This is a genomic window from Bradyrhizobium sp. Kon58 (assembly GCF_055807455.1).
Genome location: NZ_JBVVOT010000027.1, coordinates 1 through 19,219 on the forward strand (window position 1 = coordinate 1; position 19,219 = coordinate 19,219).

The 19,219-nt window shown below is 65.9% G+C and carries 18 protein-coding genes; 8 read left to right on the plus strand and 10 right to left on the minus strand.

The genetic code is table 11. The features are described 5' to 3' along the window. The first annotated feature begins 234 nt into the window (after nt 1–234). Nucleotides 235–480, plus strand: a complete 246-nt coding sequence (locus AC0L20_RS30810; protein WP_007599245.1) for a PilZ domain-containing protein — start codon at nt 235–237, stop codon at nt 478–480. Between the two features lie 183 nt (nt 481–663). Here AC0L20_RS30810 and AC0L20_RS30815 read toward each other — a convergent pair whose 3' ends face one another. The 5 genes from AC0L20_RS30815 to cobS form a co-directional block, all read right to left on the minus strand. Then, nucleotides 664–1,071, minus strand: coding sequence for a hypothetical protein (locus AC0L20_RS30815; RefSeq protein WP_456766647.1), 408 nt, complete (start codon nt 1,069–1,071; stop codon nt 664–666). Between the two features lie 249 nt (nt 1,072–1,320). Then, on the minus strand, nt 1,321–2,433 hold the full coding sequence (locus tag AC0L20_RS30820; protein WP_473294350.1) for an NADH:flavin oxidoreductase/NADH oxidase: 1,113 nt from the start codon (nt 2,431–2,433) through the stop codon (nt 1,321–1,323). A 120-nt stretch (nt 2,434–2,553) separates the two neighbouring features. Next, nucleotides 2,554–3,615: an esterase-like activity of phytase family protein gene (locus AC0L20_RS30825; protein WP_473294351.1), complete on the minus strand. Its 1,062-nt coding sequence runs from the start codon at nt 3,613–3,615 to the stop codon at nt 2,554–2,556. After that, a complete protein-coding gene (gene cobT, locus AC0L20_RS30830) occupies nt 3,612–5,516 on the minus strand; it encodes a cobaltochelatase subunit CobT (protein ID WP_027567980.1) in 1,905 nt (634 codons plus the stop codon). The genes AC0L20_RS30825 and cobT overlap by 4 nt, the downstream gene beginning before the upstream one ends. Before the next feature lie 158 nt (nt 5,517–5,674). Further along, nucleotides 5,675–6,673, minus strand: coding sequence for a cobaltochelatase subunit CobS (cobS, locus tag AC0L20_RS30835; RefSeq protein WP_473294352.1), 999 nt, complete (start codon nt 6,671–6,673; stop codon nt 5,675–5,677). A gap of 309 nt (nt 6,674–6,982) precedes the next feature. On the opposite strand from cobS, the gene AC0L20_RS30840 reads away from it, so the two are divergent. Continuing rightward, nucleotides 6,983–7,642: a DedA family protein gene (locus AC0L20_RS30840; RefSeq protein ID WP_473294353.1), complete on the plus strand. Its 660-nt coding sequence runs from the start codon at nt 6,983–6,985 to the stop codon at nt 7,640–7,642. Nucleotides 7,643–7,672: 30 nt separating this feature from the next. Here the strand turns inward: AC0L20_RS30840 and AC0L20_RS30845 are convergent, their stop codons facing one another. Then, nucleotides 7,673–8,893, minus strand: coding sequence for a citrate synthase (locus tag AC0L20_RS30845; protein ID WP_473294355.1), 1,221 nt, complete (start codon nt 8,891–8,893; stop codon nt 7,673–7,675). Between the two features lie 75 nt (nt 8,894–8,968). On the opposite strand from AC0L20_RS30845, the gene AC0L20_RS30850 reads away from it, so the two are divergent. After that, nucleotides 8,969–10,063 carry a citrate synthase/methylcitrate synthase gene (locus AC0L20_RS30850; protein ID WP_473294356.1) on the plus strand — a complete coding sequence of 365 codons (1,095 nt, stop codon included), beginning with the start codon at nt 8,969–8,971 and terminating at the stop codon, nt 10,061–10,063. A 195-nt stretch (nt 10,064–10,258) separates the two neighbouring features. Here AC0L20_RS30850 and AC0L20_RS30855 read toward each other — a convergent pair whose 3' ends face one another. Next, nucleotides 10,259–10,894 (minus strand): J domain-containing protein, encoded by a 636-nt coding sequence (locus AC0L20_RS30855; protein ID WP_027515160.1) that lies wholly within the window; start codon nt 10,892–10,894, stop codon nt 10,259–10,261. 152 nt (nt 10,895–11,046) lie between these two features. On the opposite strand from AC0L20_RS30855, the gene AC0L20_RS30860 reads away from it, so the two are divergent. Continuing rightward, nucleotides 11,047–11,322 (plus strand): BolA family protein, encoded by a 276-nt coding sequence (locus AC0L20_RS30860; protein WP_026232423.1) that lies wholly within the window; start codon nt 11,047–11,049, stop codon nt 11,320–11,322. Between the two features lie 167 nt (nt 11,323–11,489). Here AC0L20_RS30860 and AC0L20_RS30865 read toward each other — a convergent pair whose 3' ends face one another. The 3 genes from AC0L20_RS30865 to AC0L20_RS30875 all read right to left on the minus strand — a co-directional run bounded on the left by AC0L20_RS30865 (nt 11,490) and on the right by AC0L20_RS30875 (nt 14,655). Further along, nucleotides 11,490–12,794, minus strand: coding sequence for an HlyC/CorC family transporter (locus tag AC0L20_RS30865; protein WP_007599226.1), 1,305 nt, complete (start codon nt 12,792–12,794; stop codon nt 11,490–11,492). Nucleotides 12,795–12,886: 92 nt separating this feature from the next. Then, entirely contained in the window at nt 12,887–14,035 is a 1,149-nt protein-coding gene (gene aroB / locus AC0L20_RS30870; protein WP_473294358.1) for a 3-dehydroquinate synthase, read from the minus strand. Then, nucleotides 14,032–14,655: a shikimate kinase gene (locus tag AC0L20_RS30875; RefSeq protein WP_456766657.1), complete on the minus strand. Its 624-nt coding sequence runs from the start codon at nt 14,653–14,655 to the stop codon at nt 14,032–14,034. Before AC0L20_RS30875 ends, aroB begins: the two co-directional genes overlap by 4 nt. 184 nt (nt 14,656–14,839) lie before the next feature. Here AC0L20_RS30875 and AC0L20_RS30880 point away from each other — a divergent pair, with 184 nt between their 5' ends. The 4 genes from AC0L20_RS30880 to AC0L20_RS30895 all read left to right on the plus strand — a co-directional run bounded on the left by AC0L20_RS30880 (nt 14,840) and on the right by AC0L20_RS30895 (nt 19,156). Next, nucleotides 14,840–14,986 carry a hypothetical protein gene (locus AC0L20_RS30880; protein WP_035669499.1) on the plus strand — a complete coding sequence of 49 codons (147 nt, stop codon included), beginning with the start codon at nt 14,840–14,842 and terminating at the stop codon, nt 14,984–14,986. A 17-nt stretch (nt 14,987–15,003) separates the two neighbouring features. Next, a complete protein-coding gene (xerD, locus tag AC0L20_RS30885; protein ID WP_473294359.1) occupies nt 15,004–15,987 on the plus strand; it encodes a site-specific tyrosine recombinase XerD in 984 nt (327 codons plus the stop codon). A gap of 286 nt (nt 15,988–16,273) precedes the next feature. Next, nucleotides 16,274–17,236, plus strand: a complete 963-nt coding sequence (locus tag AC0L20_RS30890) for an acetyl-CoA carboxylase carboxyltransferase subunit alpha (RefSeq protein WP_473294360.1) — start codon at nt 16,274–16,276, stop codon at nt 17,234–17,236. Nucleotides 17,237–17,611: 375 nt separating this feature from the next. Beyond that, nucleotides 17,612–19,156 (plus strand): L,D-transpeptidase family protein, encoded by a 1,545-nt coding sequence (locus AC0L20_RS30895; protein ID WP_473294361.1) that lies wholly within the window; start codon nt 17,612–17,614, stop codon nt 19,154–19,156. The last annotated feature ends 63 nt before the right edge of the window (nt 19,157–19,219 follow it).

Here is a 19,219-nt window from a genome sequence, read left to right on the forward strand (position 1 = left end):
ACCCCGGCAGAGGCCTTCTCCTCTCAACTGTTGCACTTCGAGTGTGAATCCACCTCCTGGCTTTCGCCAGGACGACGCGGAGATACAGCCACAGCACCCCGCTACCGCCGCTTTCTCCATTCGCCGACACTTTTCATTAAAATTCTCCGCCCCGCCTTAGCCGGATCGAATCAACTCCTTGGCATCATCTCCCAGACCACCCGCGCCATCCGCGGAAATTGGAGGAGAGTGCCAATGCATCCGCGACGACATGCCCGCGTCAAACCTGCGGGCCTGGTGTCCCGCCAGGCCAAGATCATCACCGACCCGCGCGCGCCGGTGATTCCCTGCACGCTGATCGACTATTCGCCGGGCGGGGCCTGCGTCGATCTCGGCGGGCAGGTGAAGATTCCCGATCGCTTCGAGCTGCTGCATGTGAACACCAAGAAACGCTGCCGCGTGGCGTGGAAGCGCGGCACGAAAGTGGGCGTCGTGTTTTAGGGGAAGCGAGACGTCAGCTTGATCACCCTCTCCCCTTGTGGGAGAGGGTGGCTCGCCGCAGAGCGGCGAGACGGGTGAGGGGTCTCTCTCCGCGGGTACATCTCTCACAGTCGGATCTGCGGAGAGAGACCCCTCATCCGGCGCTTCGCGCCACCTTCTCCCACAAGGGGAGAAGGAAGAAACCTACTTCCGCATCCGCGCCTTCGCCCCCGCGACGATCTGCATCGCGACGCCCGCGATCCAGCCGAACAGGGCGAACCAGCTCCACGCGATGTGCGGCTCGAGGCGGAGCACGATGATGGCGACGGAGGCGAGCGCGGTGAGCGTGGCGCAGAGCGTGCCGGCGGCGCTCAACAGTTCCGCGGCGTCGATGTCGCCATGGGCCTCGTCGAACGGCAGCTGCGGCGTGTCGATGCCGAGATAGAAGCCGACGAAGCCCAGCACCATCATCAGCAGCAGGAAGCCCTCGGTGGTGAGCGCGGGTATCGCGGATCCCACATAAGCGCCGACAAACAGCCCGCACGCCGCGCCCGCCATCGCAAGCCCCACGCGCTCGATGACGTGGGCAGCTTTCCGGATACGAAACCGCATGGCGGGCCTCCGCGAGGAGTTGGACGCGCGCGAGGTTAGGCCAGATTTAAGTGAGGTGGAAGGTGAGACGCGTTACGGATGCGTGAGGGGCGCAAGCGCCTCGTCCTTCGAGACGACCGCTTTGCGGTCTCCTCAGGATGAGGCTGAGCGGCATCTTTGCCCATTCGAAAGCGCTGCCGCGCACTCCGTCCTCATCCTGAGGGCCCGCCAAAGGCGGGCGTCTCGAAGGATGGCCGCAGGGTGAAGAGCCTACCGCGCCCCGAACGTCGTCTTGCCGAACAGCGCCTTCTGGGTCGAGGGCTGCGAGCGCCAATATTGCGGGGGTGCTTCGACCTCGCCGCCAAGTTCGGCTGCGGCGTGCCAGGCCCAGCGCGGGTCATAGAGCAAGCCGCGGGCGAGCGCGACCATGTCGGCCTTGCCGGATGCGACGATGTCTTCGGCCTGCTTCGGCTCCGTGATGAGGCCGACGGCGATGGTGGGCAAACCCGTCTCGCGCTTGATGGCCTCGGCAAACTGCACCTGGTAGCCGGGGCCGAGCGCGATCTTCTGCAGCGGCGAGACGCCGCCGGAGGAGGCATCGATCCAGTCGACGCCGCGCGCCTTCAGCGCCTTGGCGAACTCGATCGTCTGCGCCAGATCCCAGCCGCCCTCGACCCAGTCGGTCGACGACACCCGCATGCCGACCGGCTTGTCGTGCGGGAACACCGCGCGGACCGCGTCGTACACCTCCAGCGGGAAGCGCATGCGGTTCTCGAGCGAGCCGCCATACTCGTCGGTGCGCTTGTTCGAGATCGGCGACAGGAACTGATGCAGCAGATAGCCGTGCGCGCCGTGCAGCTCGATGGCGTCGATGCCGATGCGATCGGCGCGTTTCGCCGCATCGACGAAGGCGTCGCGGATGCGCTTGAGGCCGGCGGCATCGAGCGCCAGCGGCGCGGCCTCGCCCTCCTTGTGCGGCAGCGCCGACGGCGCCACCGTCTGCCAGCCGCCCTGGTCCTGCGGGATCAACTGGCCGCCGTCCCAGGGCCGCGCGCTCGAGGCTTTGCGGCCGGCATGCGCGAGCTGCATCGCGACCGCGGTCGAAGAATGTTTCCGCACCGACGTGAGGATCTGCTTCAGCGCGGCCTCGGCGGCATCGCTGTAGAGCCCGAGGCAGCCCGGCGTGATGCGGCCGATCGCCTCGACATGGGTCGCCTCGATGCAGAACATCGCCGCGCCCGACAGGCTGAGATTGTTGATGTGGGTGAAGTGCCAGTCGGTGGGAACGCCGTCCTCGGCCGAATATTGGCACATCGGCGACACCACGATGCGGTTCTTCAAATTCAGACCGCGCAGCTCGATCGGGGAAAACAGGGCGCTCATGCGGGGGAGTTCCGAAAGGGAGGGAGGGCTATGCAGGGGAGTGTAGTGAGGGAAACGCGGATTGCCAGCCGCGCGGGGGGAATGGCGGCCCGTAGCGTCATGCATTGCGGCCGCGCCGCCCTACTCCACCAGCGCGAACTGCAGCAGCAGGGTGCGCTGGAGCATCGAGAAATTATCGTCGGACACCAGCGTCAGCACGGTCTCGCCCTCGGGCGTGACGTGGGCGTCGATGCCTTCCATGTTGTCGATCTCGTGGCCGAGATCGGCCTTGAACAGCACGGGGCCGTCGACCAATGCGCCAGGCGCGATCGATTTCAGGGGGATCGCACGGATGCGGATGTCGACGCCGGTGAACCAGGAAAATTTGCGTTCGAGGATCAGGAGATCGCCCGAGGGCAGCAGCACGGCGTCGCTGATGAGCTGCTGGTCGGTGCGGCGAATGCTGAACTGGCCCGGCGTCGGACCGCCGATCAAGAAGCCGATCAGATTGCCGTCGGCATCGAAGCCGCCTTCCGACAGCGCGATCAAGGTGCCCGCGAGCGGCTGCCCTTTGGGGACAAACACCAGCGCCTCGAGCCCCTTGTTATAGGGCAGTTTGCGCACCGCCGGCGGGGTCGGCAGCACCTCGCCACGGGCGCGCGTGCCGCCCTTCGAAAAATCGAATCGCATGATCTGGTTGACGCGCTCGAGCCCGACATAGACGAGGTCGCCGTCACGCGCGAGCGACTCGGTGTCGTACCACAGCCGCTTCTCCGTGATCGGTCGCCCCTCCGCATTGAGCACCGGCGCGGCCTCGACGTCGTCGAGACCGGTCATGCTCCGCCCGGAATAGCGGATGCGACCGGTGAACCAGGTGCCCTGGTCGGAGATCGCGAGGAAGCGCTCGCCTTTGCTGTCGAGAAACCGGAAGCCGGACAGGCCGCCGAAGCCGCGATGCGGCGAGGTCAGCACCAGGCCGCCGCGATAGTCCAGCGAACCGAACCGCGTGCGCGCGCGGTCGCGCGGCTCGAAATTGGGGATCGGCCGCGCGTTGACCTCGATTCCGACGGGCGCGGCGACGGCGTGCTCGATGAGCGCCGGCTTCGGCGCAGGCTGTGCCTGCGCCAGGCGAGACAGTGCGAGAGTGGAAAATCCCGCCGCCGCGTGGCCGATAAAGCTGCGGCGGGATCGATGGTTGCTCACGAATGCAGTTTGCGTCGCGGGCGACCGGCCGGTTGCGTGGGCGCGGTGTTGGTCTCGCTGAACAGTTCGGCGAGCTTTTCAGTGATGGCGCCGCCGAGCTCTTCGGCGTCCACGATCGTCACCGCGCGGCGATAATAGCGGGTCACGTCATGGCCGATGCCGATCGCGATCAGCTCGACCGGCGAGCGGGTCTCGATCTCCTCGATGATGTGGCGCAGGTGCCGCTCGAGGTAGTTGCCGGGATTGACCGACAGCGTGGAATCGTCGACCGGCGCGCCGTCCGAGATCATCATCAGGATCTTGCGCTGCTCGGGCCGGCCGAGCAGGCGCTTGTGCGCCCAGTCCAGCGCCTCGCCGTCGATATTCTCCTTCAACAGCCCCTCGCGCATCATCAGGCCGAGATTCTTCCGCGCACGGCGCCAAGGCGCGTCGGCGGATTTGTAGATGATGTGGCGGAGATCGTTGAGGCGGCCGGGACTGGCCGGCTTGCCGGCGGCAAGCCACGCCTCACGCGATTGCCCGCCCTTCCAGGCGCGCGTCGTGAAGCCGAGAATCTCGACCTTGACGCCGCAACGCTCCAGCGTACGGGCGAGGATGTCGGCGCAGGTCGCCGCGACCGTGATCGGGCGCCCGCGCATCGAGCCGGAATTGTCGAGCAGCAGCGTCACCACGGTGTCGCGGAACGTCGCCTCCTTCTCGTGCATGAAGGACAGCGGGTGATAGGGATCGGTCACCACGCGCGACAGCCGCGCGGGGTCCAGAATGCCCTCTTCGAGATCGAACTCCCAGGCGCGGTTCTGCTGCGCCATCAAGCGCCTCTGGAGGCGGTTGGCGAGACGGGCGACGATGCCCTGCAGATGCGCGAGCTGCTTGTCGAGATAGGCGCGCAGCCGCTCCAGCTCGTCATGGTCGCAGAGGTCCTCGGCGGCGATGACCTCGTCGAACTTCGGCGCGAACGCGTGATATTCCGGCCCGCGCGGCTCGTTCTTGCCGTGCGAATTCGGCCGCGTCGCCTCGCCCGGTGTCTCGTCGTCGCCGAGCTCGCCGTCGTCGAAGGTGTCGGAGGTCGAGGCCTGCGCGCTTTCCATCGCGCTCTCGCTCATCTCCTCGCTCGATGCCTGCGCCTGGTCGGCGCTCATCTCCTGCGCGGCGTCGGAATCGGGCGAGCCCTCGGCGCCGGACTGATCGTTGTCGCCGTCCTGGTTCTCGTCGTTCTCGTCATTGTCTTCGCTGTCGGCGCTGCGCTCGTCGCCGATTTCGAGCGCCGTCAGCAGATCATGCACGGCATCGCCGAACCTGGTCTGGTCCTCGACCACGGTATCGAGCCGGTCGAGCCGCCTGCCGATCTTGTCTTCGAGGATGGGACGCCAGAGATCGACCATCTTCTTGGCGGCCGTGGGCGGCGCCATGCCGGTCAGGCGTTCGCGCACCAGCATCGCCAGCGCGTCGGCGAGCGGCGCGTCGGCGCGATCGGTGATCTCGTCGAACTTGCCGCGATGGAAATGGTCGTCGAGCATCGCGGTGAGGTTTTTCGCAACGCCCGCCATGCGCCGCGCGCCGATCGCCTCGACACGGGCCTGCTCCACCGCCTCGAACACGCCGCGCGCCTGCGGATTGCCCGGCATCAGCTTGCGATGCACCTTTGGATCATGACAGGCGAGCTTGAGTGCGATGGAATCGGCATGGCCGCGCACGATCGCGGCATCCCGCCTGGTCATTTTTCGCGCGGGCTCGGGAAGCCGCGCCTTGCCCGGCGCGAGCCCGGGACGCTCGGCGGCGAAGCTGACGTCGAGCTCGGGCGCCTTGGCGATCGCCTTCAGACAGGAGGCCACCGAGCGCTTGAACGGCTCGGTCGGGGCTTCCTTGGTGTTGCGGAATTTGGAGTTGGAGGTGGTGCTCATCTCGATCTCACCGTCGTCCCGGCGAAGGCCGGGATCCATAGCCACCGACGGTTATTGCGTCAGGGAAAACTATCAGCGTCGCTTCACCGAGAGACCTCGCGGCATGGGTCCCGGCCCCCATGCGCAATTGCGCACTCGGCCGGGACGACACATCGCGATCAGCTGAGCGCCACGTTCACCGCCGATTCCGGCAGCTCCGCGTTGAAGCAGCGCTGGTAGAACTCGGCGACGAGAGGACGTTCGAGCTCGTCGCACTTGTTGAGGAAGGTGACGCGGAAGGCGAAGCCGATATCGCTGAAGATGTCGGCGTTCTCCGCCCAGGTGATCACCGTGCGCGGGCTCATCACCGTCGACAGATCGCCATTGGCGAAGGCGTTGCGGGTGAGATCGGCGAGGCGAACCATCTTGTTGACGATGTCGCGGCCCTCCTGGGTGCGATAGTGCTTGGCCTTGGCCAGCACGATCTCCACTTCCTCGTCATGGGCGAGATAGTTCAGCGTGGTGACGATCGACCAGCGATCCATCTGGCCCTGGTTGATCTGCTGGGTGCCGTGATAGAGGCCCGAGGTGTCGCCGAGGCCGACGGTATTGGCGGTCGAAAACATGCGGAACGACGGGTGCGGCTTGATCACCTTGTTCTGGTCGAGCAGCGTCAGGCGGCCGGAGACCTCCAGCACGCGCTGGATCACGAACATCACGTCCGGGCGGCCGGCGTCGTATTCGTCGAACACCAGCGCGATGTTGTGCTGGAGCGCCCAGGGCAGGATGCCGTCGCGGAATTCGGTGACCTGCTTGCCGTCGCGGACTACGATCGAGTCCTTGCCGACCAGGTCGATACGGCTGATGTGGCTGTCGAGATTGACGCGCACGCAGGGCCAGTTCAGCCGCGCGGCGACCTGCTCGATATGGGTGGATTTGCCGGTGCCGTGATAGCCCGTGACCATGACGCGGCGGTTGTGGGCGAAGCCGGCGAGAATGGCGAGCGTGGTGGCGCGATCGAAGCGGTAATCGGAATCGACTTCGGGCACGTGAGGATCGACTTCGGAATAGGCTGGGACTTCGAGATCGCTGTCGATCCCGAACACCTGGCGCACCGACACCTTCATGTCGGGCAAACCGGAAACTCCCTCAACTTTGGACATCGCGGCGGTCGTCATCAATCCTCCGAGGTCCCGGGCGATCCCGTGACCAGTTATTGCACGTTGGCTGCGGCTGGGTGCGATCGCGAACCTATCAGAGACAACGTGCGGGCAGAAGCCCGCCCCCCAATCAAAGTTCCGTTGTCTTTTCATTTAGATAGGCAAGGAACGCGATTTTTGGAAGGCTGCCCTGCGAATCACGCCTGAATTTCGTGCCAAGGGCGCGGTCCTGCCCACGCGGGTGGCACTTTTACCGCCGCTCGTTACTTATGTAGGGTCCGAATGTAGGGTCCCAACCCCAAAGCCCAATCCCACCACAGAGACGACGTGACGTCCTTTCTCGATCCCCTCATTTCCTTCGTCTCGGCCCATGCGTGGCTGGCCTATCTGACCCTGTTCCTGGCGGCCCTGCTGGAGGCGGTTCCGGTGGTGGGGTCGGTGATCCCCGGCTCGACCATCATCCTGGCGCTAAGCGCCTTGGTCCCGGGCGGCGAGCTTAGGCTGCAATGGGTGTTGCTGGCGGCGGCGCTCGGCGCAGTGCTCGGCGACGGTTCGGCCTACTGGATCGGCCACCGGCAGCAACGGGAGATCCTCAACACCTGGCCGCTGACCAATTATCCACGCGTGGTCGAGCAGAGCGAGAATTTCTTCCACCGCTTCGGCACCTGGGCGGTGTTCTTCGCCCGCTTCGTGCCGCCGATCCGTGCCTTCGTCCCGGTCACCGCGGGCGCGCTGGGCATGCCCCCGGCCCGCTTCTATGCCATCAACATCCCGGCGATCCTGGTCTGGGCGCCGGCGCATGTGCTGCCGGGTGTTTTGGCGGTGTCGGTGCTGCACGAATATGCCGGGCTGCACCACCATGGACATGTCGGCAAGCACATCTGGATCCTGACCGTGGTCGGCGTCGCGATCGTGCTGGGCCTGGCGGTCTGGATCTATCGCCGCCGGAACGGCGGCGGTGTGGCGGTGGCGAAGCCGCGGGGATAGACCTCTCTCTGCGTCGTCCTAGCGAAATTTCTAATCGGCAACCCCGGCCCTCCGCCCCGGCGCAGGCCCGACATACCTTGCCCGCGGCCTGATCAGCTTGCCGTGCTGTAGCTGCTCGCTCGCATGAGCGATCCAGCCGACGCTGCGGGCCATCGCGAACAACGCGAGCTCGCTGCCTCCAGGCAGGCGCAACGCGTGCACGAGCACCGCGAGCGCGTAGTCGATATTGACGAGCTCGCCGGTCGCCTCCGCGATCCGCTCCGGCACCTCCTTGGTGAATTTTCGCGGTGCGCCGGTGCGGGCCAGGGCATTCAGCAGCGACTGCGCGCGCCGATCGCCCCGCTTGTAGACGCCGTGACCGAAGCCGGCAAAGCGTTCGCCGAGCGCGACGCGTTCGCGGACCATCGGCTCGACGTCACGATCCACCAGCGCCTTGACGAGCTGCGAGGCGAGCACGCCGGCGCCGCCGTGCTTCGGTCCCTTCAGCGCGGCGAGGCCGGCGATGACGGAGTCATAAAGATTGAGGCCGGTCGAGGCCGCGCAGCGCGCCGTGAAGGTGGACGCGTTCAATTCATGCTCGGCGAGCAGCACCAGCGCGCGGCGGATCAGATCGGCCGCGTGCTTGTTGTCGGGCGCCCAGGCCCTCGCGATCTGCTGGTGCAGTGGCTCGGCGGACGGCTCCGTGTTGAGCATGGTCGCGACCAGAAGCCGGACGATGCGCGCACCGACCATGGCGCGGCCATCCGGCGCACGCGTGAACGCGCGGGGATCGGCGCTCGATGCGAGCGCCAGCACGGCAATGGCGCGATCGATCGGTGCCGCCCGGCGCGCGGCCTGTGCGATCGCGCGCATCTCCTCGGATATCGCGGGCTGATTATCCGGCGCGAACGGATCGACGCCGGAAACGTCCCACAGAAGCGTCGCCGTGTGCTCCAGCGTGTCATGCTCGGCGAGATCGACGCAATTGACGCCGCGATAGATCGCGCCGTCCTCGGTGATGGTGGAGATCTCCGTGTCCATGACCGGCAGATCGGCATCGAAACTGCGCAGGCCGCGCGGCTCCGGCGACGGCACCCGGCGCTCCTTCAGGGCCCGGACGTCCTCGGCGCGATAGCGGTTCTTGCGCGAGTCCGGCGTCGGCTCGGAGCGGACCAGGCCGCGACTGACATAGGCGTAGAGCGTGGCCGGCGAGATCGCGAGCTCGGCGGCGGCTTCCCGGGCGGAGAGGTAAAGCCCCTCGGAATTCTTCATATTGATTTATATAATCAAGATTGATCAATCTGTCGAGAAGCCCGACCTTTCACTGGTGCAAAGGAGATTTGGGCCATGAACATCCACCTCACCAAAAGCCAGATCGGGCTGGACGGCGTTCCCGCGGCCGAAACCGTGCTGAGCCACGTCGACGGCGAGCGCGGCGAGTTGATCATCGCCGGCGAGCATGTAGGCACCCTCGCCAGGCAGTCGAGCTTTGAAGGCGTCACCACCCGGCTCTGGAACGGCGCCAGCATGACCACGCTGAGCGAAGCCAATGTGCGCGCGAGCCTGGGCGCCGCACGCGAGCGCGCCTTCGCGCGGCTGGACGAGCTGCTGCCCGCAACGCGCGGCATGGGCGTCGTCGACGGGTTTCGCGCGGCGGTCGCGGGACTTCGCGCCGAGCACGGCCTCGCCCATGAGGCGACGATCGTCGGCGCATTCCCGGTGATTGCGGGCGCGCTCGTCCGCCGCGCCAGGTGTCTCGATCCCGTGGCGCCCGATCCGAACGCGAGCCATGCCGCCGATACGCTTCGCATGCTGCATGGACGCGCGCCTGAACCACGCGAGGTCACGGCGCTGGACGCCTATCTCGTCACCGCCAGCGACCACGGCATGAACGCCTCGACCTTCACCGCGCGCGTGGTGGCCTCGACGCAGGCTGACCTGTTTGCCGCCGTCACCGCCGGCTATTGCGCGCTGACGGGTCCGTTGCATGGCGGCGCGCCGGAACCGGTGCTGGAAATGCTCGACGCGATCGGCTCGCGCGAACGCATCCAGCCCTGGGTGGACGCAGCACTCGCCCGCGGCGAGCGCATGATGGGTTTTGGCCACCGCGTCTATCGCGTGCGCGATCCGCGCGCCGACGTGCTCAAGACCGCGATCGAGGCGCTGGCCTCGGACGGCGCCGACCTGCCGTTTGCCGGCGAGGTCGAAGCCTATATCCGCAGCGCCTTGCGCAAGAAGAATCCGGACCGGCCGCTGGAGACCAATGTCGAGTTCTTCACCGCGATCCTGCTCGATGCGCTGGCGATCCCGAGGCAGGCCTTCACGCCGATCTTCGCGGTGGCGCGCGCCGCCGGCTGGACCGCGCATGCGCGCGAGCAGCAGCGGACCGGGCGGCTGATCCGGCCGAGTTCGTCATATGTGGGGGCGATGCCGGAGGCGTGATGAAGGAGCCCGGATGGAACGGCGTCTTTCCCTCTCCCCTTGTGGGAGAGGGTGGCTCGCCGCGCAGCGGCGAGACGGGTGAGGGGTTCTCTCCCCGCACAATCCCTTGCATTGGAATTTGAGGAAGCAACCCCTCATCCGGCGCTTCGCGCCACCTTCTCCCACAAGGGGAGAAGGGAAGACAGTGGCGCGGCCTCAGGCCTCGCGCACCACGGTCTTCAGATAATTATACGCCTTGATGATTTCGATCAGACGGTCCTCGGTGGAGCGGTCGCCACCGTTGGCATCGGGGTGGTGCTGCTTCACCAGCGCCTTGTACTTGGACTTGACGTCGGCGAGCGTGGACTCCGGGCCAAGGCCCATCACCTGGAGCGCCTTGCGCTCGGCGTTCATGATCTTGCGCGTCTCGGCCTTGGGCGCGGCCTGCGGACCGGCGCGCCAGCCGGTGCGGCCGTTGAGCTCCTGGAACATGCTGAACGGATCGAAGGCGCCGTCGATCTCGGCTTCCGCGCCTTTCTTGACGCCGCCATTGGCGCCCATCTTCCAGGTCGGGCGATGACCGGTCAGCGCATCCTTCTGATAGCGCGCGACGGCGTCGGCATTCATGCCGGAGAAGAAATTGTAGTTCTGGTTGTACTCGCGCACGTGGTTCAGGCAGAAGTGCCAGTACTCACGCTGATTGTCGCGACCCTTGGGCGCACGATGCGCGCCCTTGTTCTGACACCCGGTCCATTCGCAATTGACCACGGCATCGCGCGGCTTCACTTCCGGCTGCTTGCCTTTCGGCTTGATCCGGATGGAGTCGAAGAACTTTGATGAATCGATCGGCATGGCTGACTTTGACTACGCAATGCAAAAACCTTCAAGTCTTGACATTGCAATTAGCTGAAAAGCATAGCCGAAACTATGCTGAGGCGTCCTTGAACGACCGCCAGAGGCGGCCTATGCAATACGGAGAGCGATCTCGCACCGTAATGACCCAGATGGCCATCAGAGACACTATCAGCAACAAGTTGCAGGAAGCTTTCACGCCGGAAAGCCTGCAAGTCGTGGACGAGTCACATTTGCATGAGGGCCACGCCGGCCATCGGCCGAGCGGCGAGACGCACTTCCGCGTTTATATTGTGTCTTCCGCCTTCAAAGGGAAGAGCCGGGTCGATCGCCACCGCATGATAAATTCGGCGCTCGCCGCGGAACTCTCCGGCAGCGTGCACGCGCTGGCGATCCACGCGCAAGCGCCGGGAGAAGGCGGGAGCTAGCTCGCCAATTCGAGCGTCAGACGGCGCCATTTCTCCTCATCCTGAGGAGCGTGCACTTGCGCGCGTCTCGAAGGATGCAGGCCCCCGCTGCGGCATCCTGGCCTGCATGGTTCGAGACGCGCCTTGCGGCGCTCCTCACCATGAGGGGCAACAGGGTCATGCGAATCCTAAAACGACGTCCCGGCTCGTCGCCGCTTGGCTTCCTCCATCTCCGTCTCGCGCGGCACCGGGGAAATACGGAGCGCGGTGATGCGGTTGCGTTCGCGACGGAGGACGCGGAAGCGGAAGCCGTGAAAGGTGAAACTCTGGCCGCGGTCGGGGATCGAGCGCGCCTCGTGAATGACGAGGCCGGCGACCGTCGTTGCCTCTTCGTCAGGCAGGTGCCAGTCCATGGCGCGGTTGAGGTCGCGGATCGGCACCGAGCCGTCGACGACGACCGAGCCGTCCGGCTGGGCGCGCACGCCCGCGACCACGACGTCGTGCTCGTCGGAGATGTCGCCGACGATCTCTTCCAGAATGTCTTCCAGCGTCACGAGCCCTTCAACTTCGCCGTACTCGTCGACGACCAGGGCGAAATGGGTCTTGCGGCGGCGGAACGCCTTGAGCTGCTCGGAGACGGGCCGCATCTCCGGCACGAACCACGGCGGCAGCGCGATGGTGGAGACATCGATGCGCGAGGTCTCGCCATCGGCCGCGCGGATCGCCCGCAGCAAATCCTTGGCATGGAGCACGCCGATGATGTTTTCCGGCTTCTCGCGCCACAGCGGGATGCGAGTGTATTCGGCCGCCAGCACCTCGCGCACCAGATCCTCCGGCGGCAGGTCGGCGTTGATCATCGTCATCTCGGTGCGATGGATCATGACGTCGGAGACCTGGAGCTCGCGCAGATCGAGCAGCCCGCCGAGCATGTCGCGGTCGTGCTTCTCAAACTTGCCTTCATGATGCAGCAGGTCGACCGCGCCGCGCAGGCGCTCGGTCGGCGACAGGATCGCCTGGTGCTCGCCGGCAAGGCCAAACAGGCGCATCAACAGCCGCACGATGACTTCCACGATCCGCAGCAGCGGCCCCAGCACGTACATCGTCAGCCGCATCGGGCGCGCCACCGCCAGCGCCATGCGATCGGGCGCGTTGATCGCGATGGTCTTGGGCAGCACCTCGGCGAAGATCACGACCAGCGCGGTCATCAAGCCGGTGGCATAGAGCACGCCGACGTCGCCGAACCAGGCCGTGAAGATGCTGGTGGCCAGGGCGGATGCACTGATATTGGCGATGTTGTTGCCGAGCAGCAGCGCGCCGATCAGGCGCTCGCGCATGTCGAGCAGTTGCGAGACCACGTCGGCGTCGCGATTACCCTGCTTGGAGAGCCGCAGCATGCTGGCGCGCGAGGCGCCGGTCAGCGCGGTCTCGCTCGCGGCGAAGAAGCCGGAGACGAGCAGGCAGAGAATGACGATGGTGAATCCGAGCCAATCCATGAACCACTCTGGTTTCTTGTTCTGACGCGTTTTCTTGACGCGAACCGGTACCCACTTCGCTCGAAAACGCTTTAGCGCCGTTCAACCGCGTGTCACGCCTTGTGGGCGAGCTTGTCCTTGAGGAAGTCGCGCACCGGAGCCGGCTCCACGTTCTTCACGACGACGGCGCGCCCAACAGCCTCCAGCAGGATGAAGGTGAGCCTGCCGCGCTCGACCTTCTTGTCCTGCGCCATCAGAGCCATCAGCGCGTCGGCATCGGCAAGCCCCTCCTGCGCGAAGCCCGCGATGTCCTGCAAGCGCGTCGGCAGGCCGGCCTCAACGAGGTGACGCTCGACGCGCGTCGCATCCGCTTCGCCGATCATGCCGAGCTTCGCCGAAAACTGCGCCGCCAGCGTCATGCCGATCGAAACGCCCTCGCCGTGAAACAGGCGGTCGGAGAAGCCGGTCGCGGCTTCCAGCGCATGGCCGAACGTATGGCCGAGATTGAGCAGCGCGCGCTCGCCGGTCTCGCGCTCGTCGCGCGAGACCACGCCGGCCTTGGCCCGGCAGGAGGTCGCGATCGCATGCTCGCGCGCCGAGCCGCCTTTGGAGATGTCGGAATGGTTCTTCTCGAGCCAGGCGAAGAAGGCCTCGTCCCCGAGCACGCCGTATTTGGCGACCTCGGCATAGCCGGCGCGGAATTGCCGGGGCGACAGCGTGTCGAGCACGGCGGTGTCGGCGATCACCAGCACCGGCTGGTGGAAGGCGCCGAGCAGATTCTTGCCCTGCGGCGAGTTGATGCCGGTCTTGCCGCCGACGGAGGAATCGACCTGCGCCAGCAGCGAGGTCGGCACCTGCACGAAATCGACGCCGCGGCGCAGGATTGCCGCGGCAAAGCCGGCGAGATCGCCGACCACGCCGCCGCCGAGCGCGATTACGAGATCATTGCGCTCGATCTTCGCGGCGATCAGGGCTTCGCTGACCTTTTCGAGACCGGCATAGGTCTTCGAGATCTCACCTTCCTCGACGACGATGCGCGATGTCGCAATGCCGCTGGCTGCGAGCGAAGCCTCGGCGGGTTCGAGCCAGTATTTCGCGACGGTGCGATCCGTCACGATCGCGGTGCGCACGCCGGGGCGCAGGCGCGCGACGCGTTCGCCGAGCGAAGCCAGCACGCCGCGGCCGATGACGATGTCATAGGCGCGATTCTCCAGTGCGACCTCGACGTTGACAGGATTGGAATGTTTCAAGGGCGCGGTCATCGTGCGGCACTCGCGACGTCGGCTGGTGGCGGGGACGCCCGTTCGCCGCAAAGATGCGCGCGTAGCGTCTCGATGGTCTCGTCGACGATTCTGTCGTGCGGCACGTCGCGCGAGGCGATGGTGAGGTCGGCATGGCCGTAGACCGGCTCGCGCTCGGTGAGCAGGCGCGTCACGGTCCCTTCGGGATCGGCGGTCTGGAGCAGCGGACGGTCGGCGCGCCGGCGCACGCGGCGCATGATGACGTCATGATCGGCCTTGAGCCAGATCGAGATCGCCTTCGCCGCGATACGGCCCCGCGTCTCCTCGCGCATGAAGGCGCCGCCGCCGGTCGCCAGCACGATGGGGCCGCCGTCGAGCAGACGCGCGATCACGCGGGCCTCGCCGTCACGGAAATGCGGCTCGCCGTGGCGCTCGAAAATTTCCGGTATGGTCATGCCGGCCGCCGCCTCGATCTCGGTGTCGGCATCGACGAAGGGCAGCTTGAGCCGGAGAGCCATGCGGCGGCCGATGGTGGATTTGCCCACCCCCATCATGCCGACGAGCACGATCGAGCGCGTCCCCAGCGCCGACAGGATGTCGGCCTCGGGCGAGGCTTGGATCGGCAACGCGGCGTCGGGCATCGGTCTCGCTCGATTGGGTCTCGCTCGATCTGCCGCCAAAGGCGGCATCCTTTGGCCACCTATACGACCCCGCAGGGGCCCTCGCCAGAGGACTCTTGCCTCGAAACGGCGAACGTGTTGGATGATTTCATTGGTTAATTTGCCCGCCAAGCCCCTGACCGAGACCCTCTCCGAGATCCTGCCGATGCCCAGCCTGTTCCGCTTCCTGACGGTCGTCGCCGTGATCGCCGGCATCGTCTATGGCGTGGTCTTCGCGCTGGCGAACTTCGTCAATCCCAAGCCGCGGGAAATGACGGTGACGATCCCGCCGGATAAGTTTCTCAAGAAATAGCAGCTAGGCTGCCGGGCATGCGTGCCAGACCTTCCGATAACAAGCCCTCAGATACAAAACTCACCGGCCTGTTCCTCGACATGCTTGCGGCGGAACAGGGCGCCGGCCCCAATACGCTCGATGCCTACCGCCGCGACCTCACCGACTTCTCCGAGTTTCTCGGCCGCGTCGGCCATGCATTCGCGGACGCGGAAACACAGACGCTGCGGGACTATCTCGCCGATCTCGACACGCGCGGCTTCAAGTCCACCAGCGTCGCGCGACGGCTGTCGGCGATGCGGCATCTCTATCGCTTCCTTCTGAACGAACGCATCAGAACCGACGATCCCGCGGCGATCCTGTCGGGCCCGAAGCGCGGCCGCGGCCTGCCGAAGGTGCTGTCGATCGCGGATGTCGACCGCATGCTCCGCCGCGCCAAGGAATTGAGCGAGGCGGAGGCTGCCTCGCCCTCGAAACGGCTGCGCGCCCTGAGACTCTATTGTCTGCTCGAGGTGCTCTACGCCACTGGCCTGCGCGTCTCCGAGCTGGTGGCGCTGCCGCGCACGGCCGCGAAGCGCGACGCCCGCATGATCGTGGTGCGCGGCAAGGGCAACAAGGAACGGCTGGTGCCGCTCAACGAGGCCTCACGCCAGGCGATGGCCGATTATCTCGCGGCGACGGAGGCCGCCAAGGACAACAACAAGTCCGACAAGAAGAACAGCGTGGCGGCCTCGAAATGGTTGTTCCCCTCGTTCGGCGAGAGCGGGCATCTGACGCGGCAGCATTTTGCCCGCGATTTGAAGGAGCTTGCGGTCGCTTCAGGGCTGCAGGCCCGGCTGGTCTCCCCCCACGTGCTGCGCCACGCCTTCGCCAGCCACCTGCTGCACAACGGGGCCGACTTGCGCATCGTGCAGACGCTGCTCGGCCATACCGACATCTCGACGACCCAGATCTACACCCACGTGGTCGAGGAGCGGCTGAAGAGCCTGGTCCGCGACCTGCACCCGCTGGCGGAGAAGTAGTTGGTGCCGTAGCTGCAGTAGCCCGGATGAGCGAAGCGACATCCGGGATTGACGATCGGGGCGACCTGCCCCGGATATCGCTTCGCTCATCCGGGCTACGGTACGGGTCACGACCCGAAACCGCCTTGACTTCGGCCACATCTCCGCAGAAAGAGCCGGGGCCTTACGATTGATTTGGCCGGTACTCCCAGCGAGTACACAAGCCAACTCATTGACAAACCTACACTTCTTTCCGCGACATCGAATCCGCTTCGCCGCCTCGCCCCGTTCTCCCTATATTGAGTTGATGCCAGACCAGATGCGCAGCTATCTCGATTTCGAAAAGCCCGTCGCCGAGCTCGATTCCAAGCTCGATGAATTGCGGACGCTTGCGGCCTCCGGCAGCGACATCGCCGAGGAGATCGGGCGGATCGAGGACAAGGCGGCGCAGGCGATGGCCGACCTCTATCTGAACCTGACGCCGTGGCAGAAGACGCTGGTCGCGCGGCATCCGCAGCGGCCGCATTTCAACGACTTCATCAAGGGCCTGATCACCGAGTTCACCCCGCTCGCCGGCGATCGCAAGTTCGGCGAGGACGAGGCGCTGGTGGCCGGCTTCGGCCGCTTCCGCGGCGAGGCCATCTGCGTGATGGGCCAGGAAAAGGGCGATTCCACCGAGAGCCGCATCAAGCATAATTTCGGCATGGCGCGGCCCGAGGGCTATCGCAAATGCGTGCGGCTGATGGAGATGGCCGAGCGGTTCGGCCTGCCGGTGCTGTCGCTCGCCGATTCCGCCGGCGCCTATCCCGGCATCGGCGCGGAAGAGCGCGGCCAGGCCGAGGCGATCGCGCGCTCGACCGATGCCTGCATGGCGCTGACCGTGCCGAACGTCGCCATCATCACCGGCGAGGGCATGTCGGGCGGCGCCATCGCCATCACCACCGCCAACAAGGTCCTGATGCTGGAGCACGCGATCTACAGCGTGATCTCGCCCGAGGCAGCGTCCTCGATCCTCTGGCGCGACGGCTCCAAGGCGCAGGAAGCCGCCAACAACATGAAGATCACGGCCCAGGACATGCTCCGCTTCGGCGTGATCGACAGCATCCTGAAGGAGCCGGTCGGCGGCGCCCATCGCGACCCCGCCGCCATGATCGCCACCACGGGCGATGCCATCGCCAAGGCCTTTGATGAGCTGCGAGGCCTCGACGGGCACGCTATCCGCAAGCATCGGCGGCAGAAATTCCTCGATATCGGCCGGAAACTGGGCTGATTCGGGCGGTTTGGGGCCCGCAGCGGCGGTGCGCTCCCTCCCCCGCTTGCGGGGGGAGGTGAAGAGCCCCCGGTAACCCCGCGTTAACCCTTTTTTTGCCCAAATCAGCGATCTCTGTACCGGTTTGGCCGCGAGGCCCAAGTTACGGCCCAGTTTAAGTCTTCGTTGACCACGCCTTTGGGCCAACGGGCTCGTGATCCCCGTTCGGGTTGCGACCACATGACCCAGAGGTTAGAATTTTAATCAATGGCTTCAGGGCATAAGCGCTGGAGCGTGATTGCGAAAAAGCCCGTCGCGACGGGTCCGGGTCTCCGGTCGGATCATGCTTCAAGATTGGGGTTTGCGCGCGATGCCCTGGACGGTGTGGGGTCCATCTTGATTTCTCGTTCGCTTGCTCGCGCGTTTCTGGTTTCGGCGGCGCTTGCCGCCAGCTTTGTGCTGGCCGGCTGCGACACCGACCAGGTTTCGCTTGCGACCAATGCCAAGGCCAACCAGCCGGTGCCGCCAAAACTTCTCGCCGCGATGGTCGAGAAGAACATGGACCTGCAATCCCCGATCCTGGTGCGGCTGTTCAAGCAGGAGGCCGAGCTCGAGGTCTGGAAGCAGACCCGCAACGGCCAGTTCGCGCTGCTCAAGACCTATCCGATCTGTCGCTGGTCGGGCGACCTCGGCCCGAAGGTGCGCGAAGGCGACCGCCAGGCGCCGGAAGGATTCTACTCGATCAATCCGGGCCAGATGAATCCGCAGTCCGCGTACTATTTGTCGTTCAACACGGGCTATCCGAACGCGTTCGACAAGGCCTTGGGCCGCAGCGGCTCGCAGCTGATGGTGCATGGCGATTGTTCGTCGCGCGGCTGCTACGCGATGACGGACGAGCAGATCGCCGAGATCTATTCGCTCGGGCGCGAATCTTTCTTCGGCGGTCAGAAGGCGTTCCAGCTGCAGGCCTATCCGTTCAAGATGACGCCGGTGAACATGGCCAAGCACCGGAACAATCCGAACATGCCGTTCTGGAAGATGATCAAGGAAGGCTATGATCATTTCGAGGTAACGCGGCAGGAGCCGAAGGTCGATTTCTGCGAGAAGAAGTACGTGTTCGACGCGGCGAAGCCGGCCGACGCCAAGCGTGATCCGGTGTTCGACGCGTCCGCAAAGTGCCCGGCCTATGTGATCCCCGAGGAGATCGCCAGCGCCGTGCGCGAGAAGGATGCGCGCGACCAGGCGGAGTACAGCAAGCTGGTTTCGCGCGGCACGCCCGTTGCGCGCATGAACACCGGCATCGACGGCGGCATGAACAAGATCTTCGCCGCGAAGATTCCGGAAGGCTCGACCGGTCTGTCGGAGGGCGCCGAAGGCACGACCTTGCAGATGCTGGCGATGGCGAAGGCGCCGGGCACGATCCCCGGGCACGTCAATCCGCCGAAGCCGAATCTCGATGCAGCCGCGCCCTCGCCGCAGGAAGAGCCGGTCGTCGCCGTCAGCGCGCCCGCCGCCAACGCCCGCGTCGCCACCGCAGCGCCGCCCGAGAAATCCGGCTTCTTCTCCAACCTCGGCCGCAAGATGGGCGTGGGCAACGCCGACGCGACGGCGACCACGCCGCCGCCGCAAGCCACGGCATCCGTCGCCCCGGCCGCGACGACCACGACGCCGCCGACCGCGGCGTCCCGACTGAAGGCCGCGGTGACCCGGTTCGTGCCGGGACACGACAAGTCCAAGGATGCAGCGAAGGATGCGCCGAAGCCGGCTGTTGCCGTCGCCAAGCCCGCCGAACCAGCGAAGCCCGACACCCGCCTTGCGGCGACGCGCCCGACGCTGAAGCCCTCGGTGTCGGATGGCGCGGGTGAAGCGACCCAGATCATGGGTGCCGCTCCGGTGGTCCAGTCGAACTCGTTCGACAGCCGGTTTGGAGCGGTGAAGTAGGCCTGCGCTCCGCTTAGTCTCTCCGATCCATCCCAGCCTGACGCCGTCATTCCCCGCGAAGGC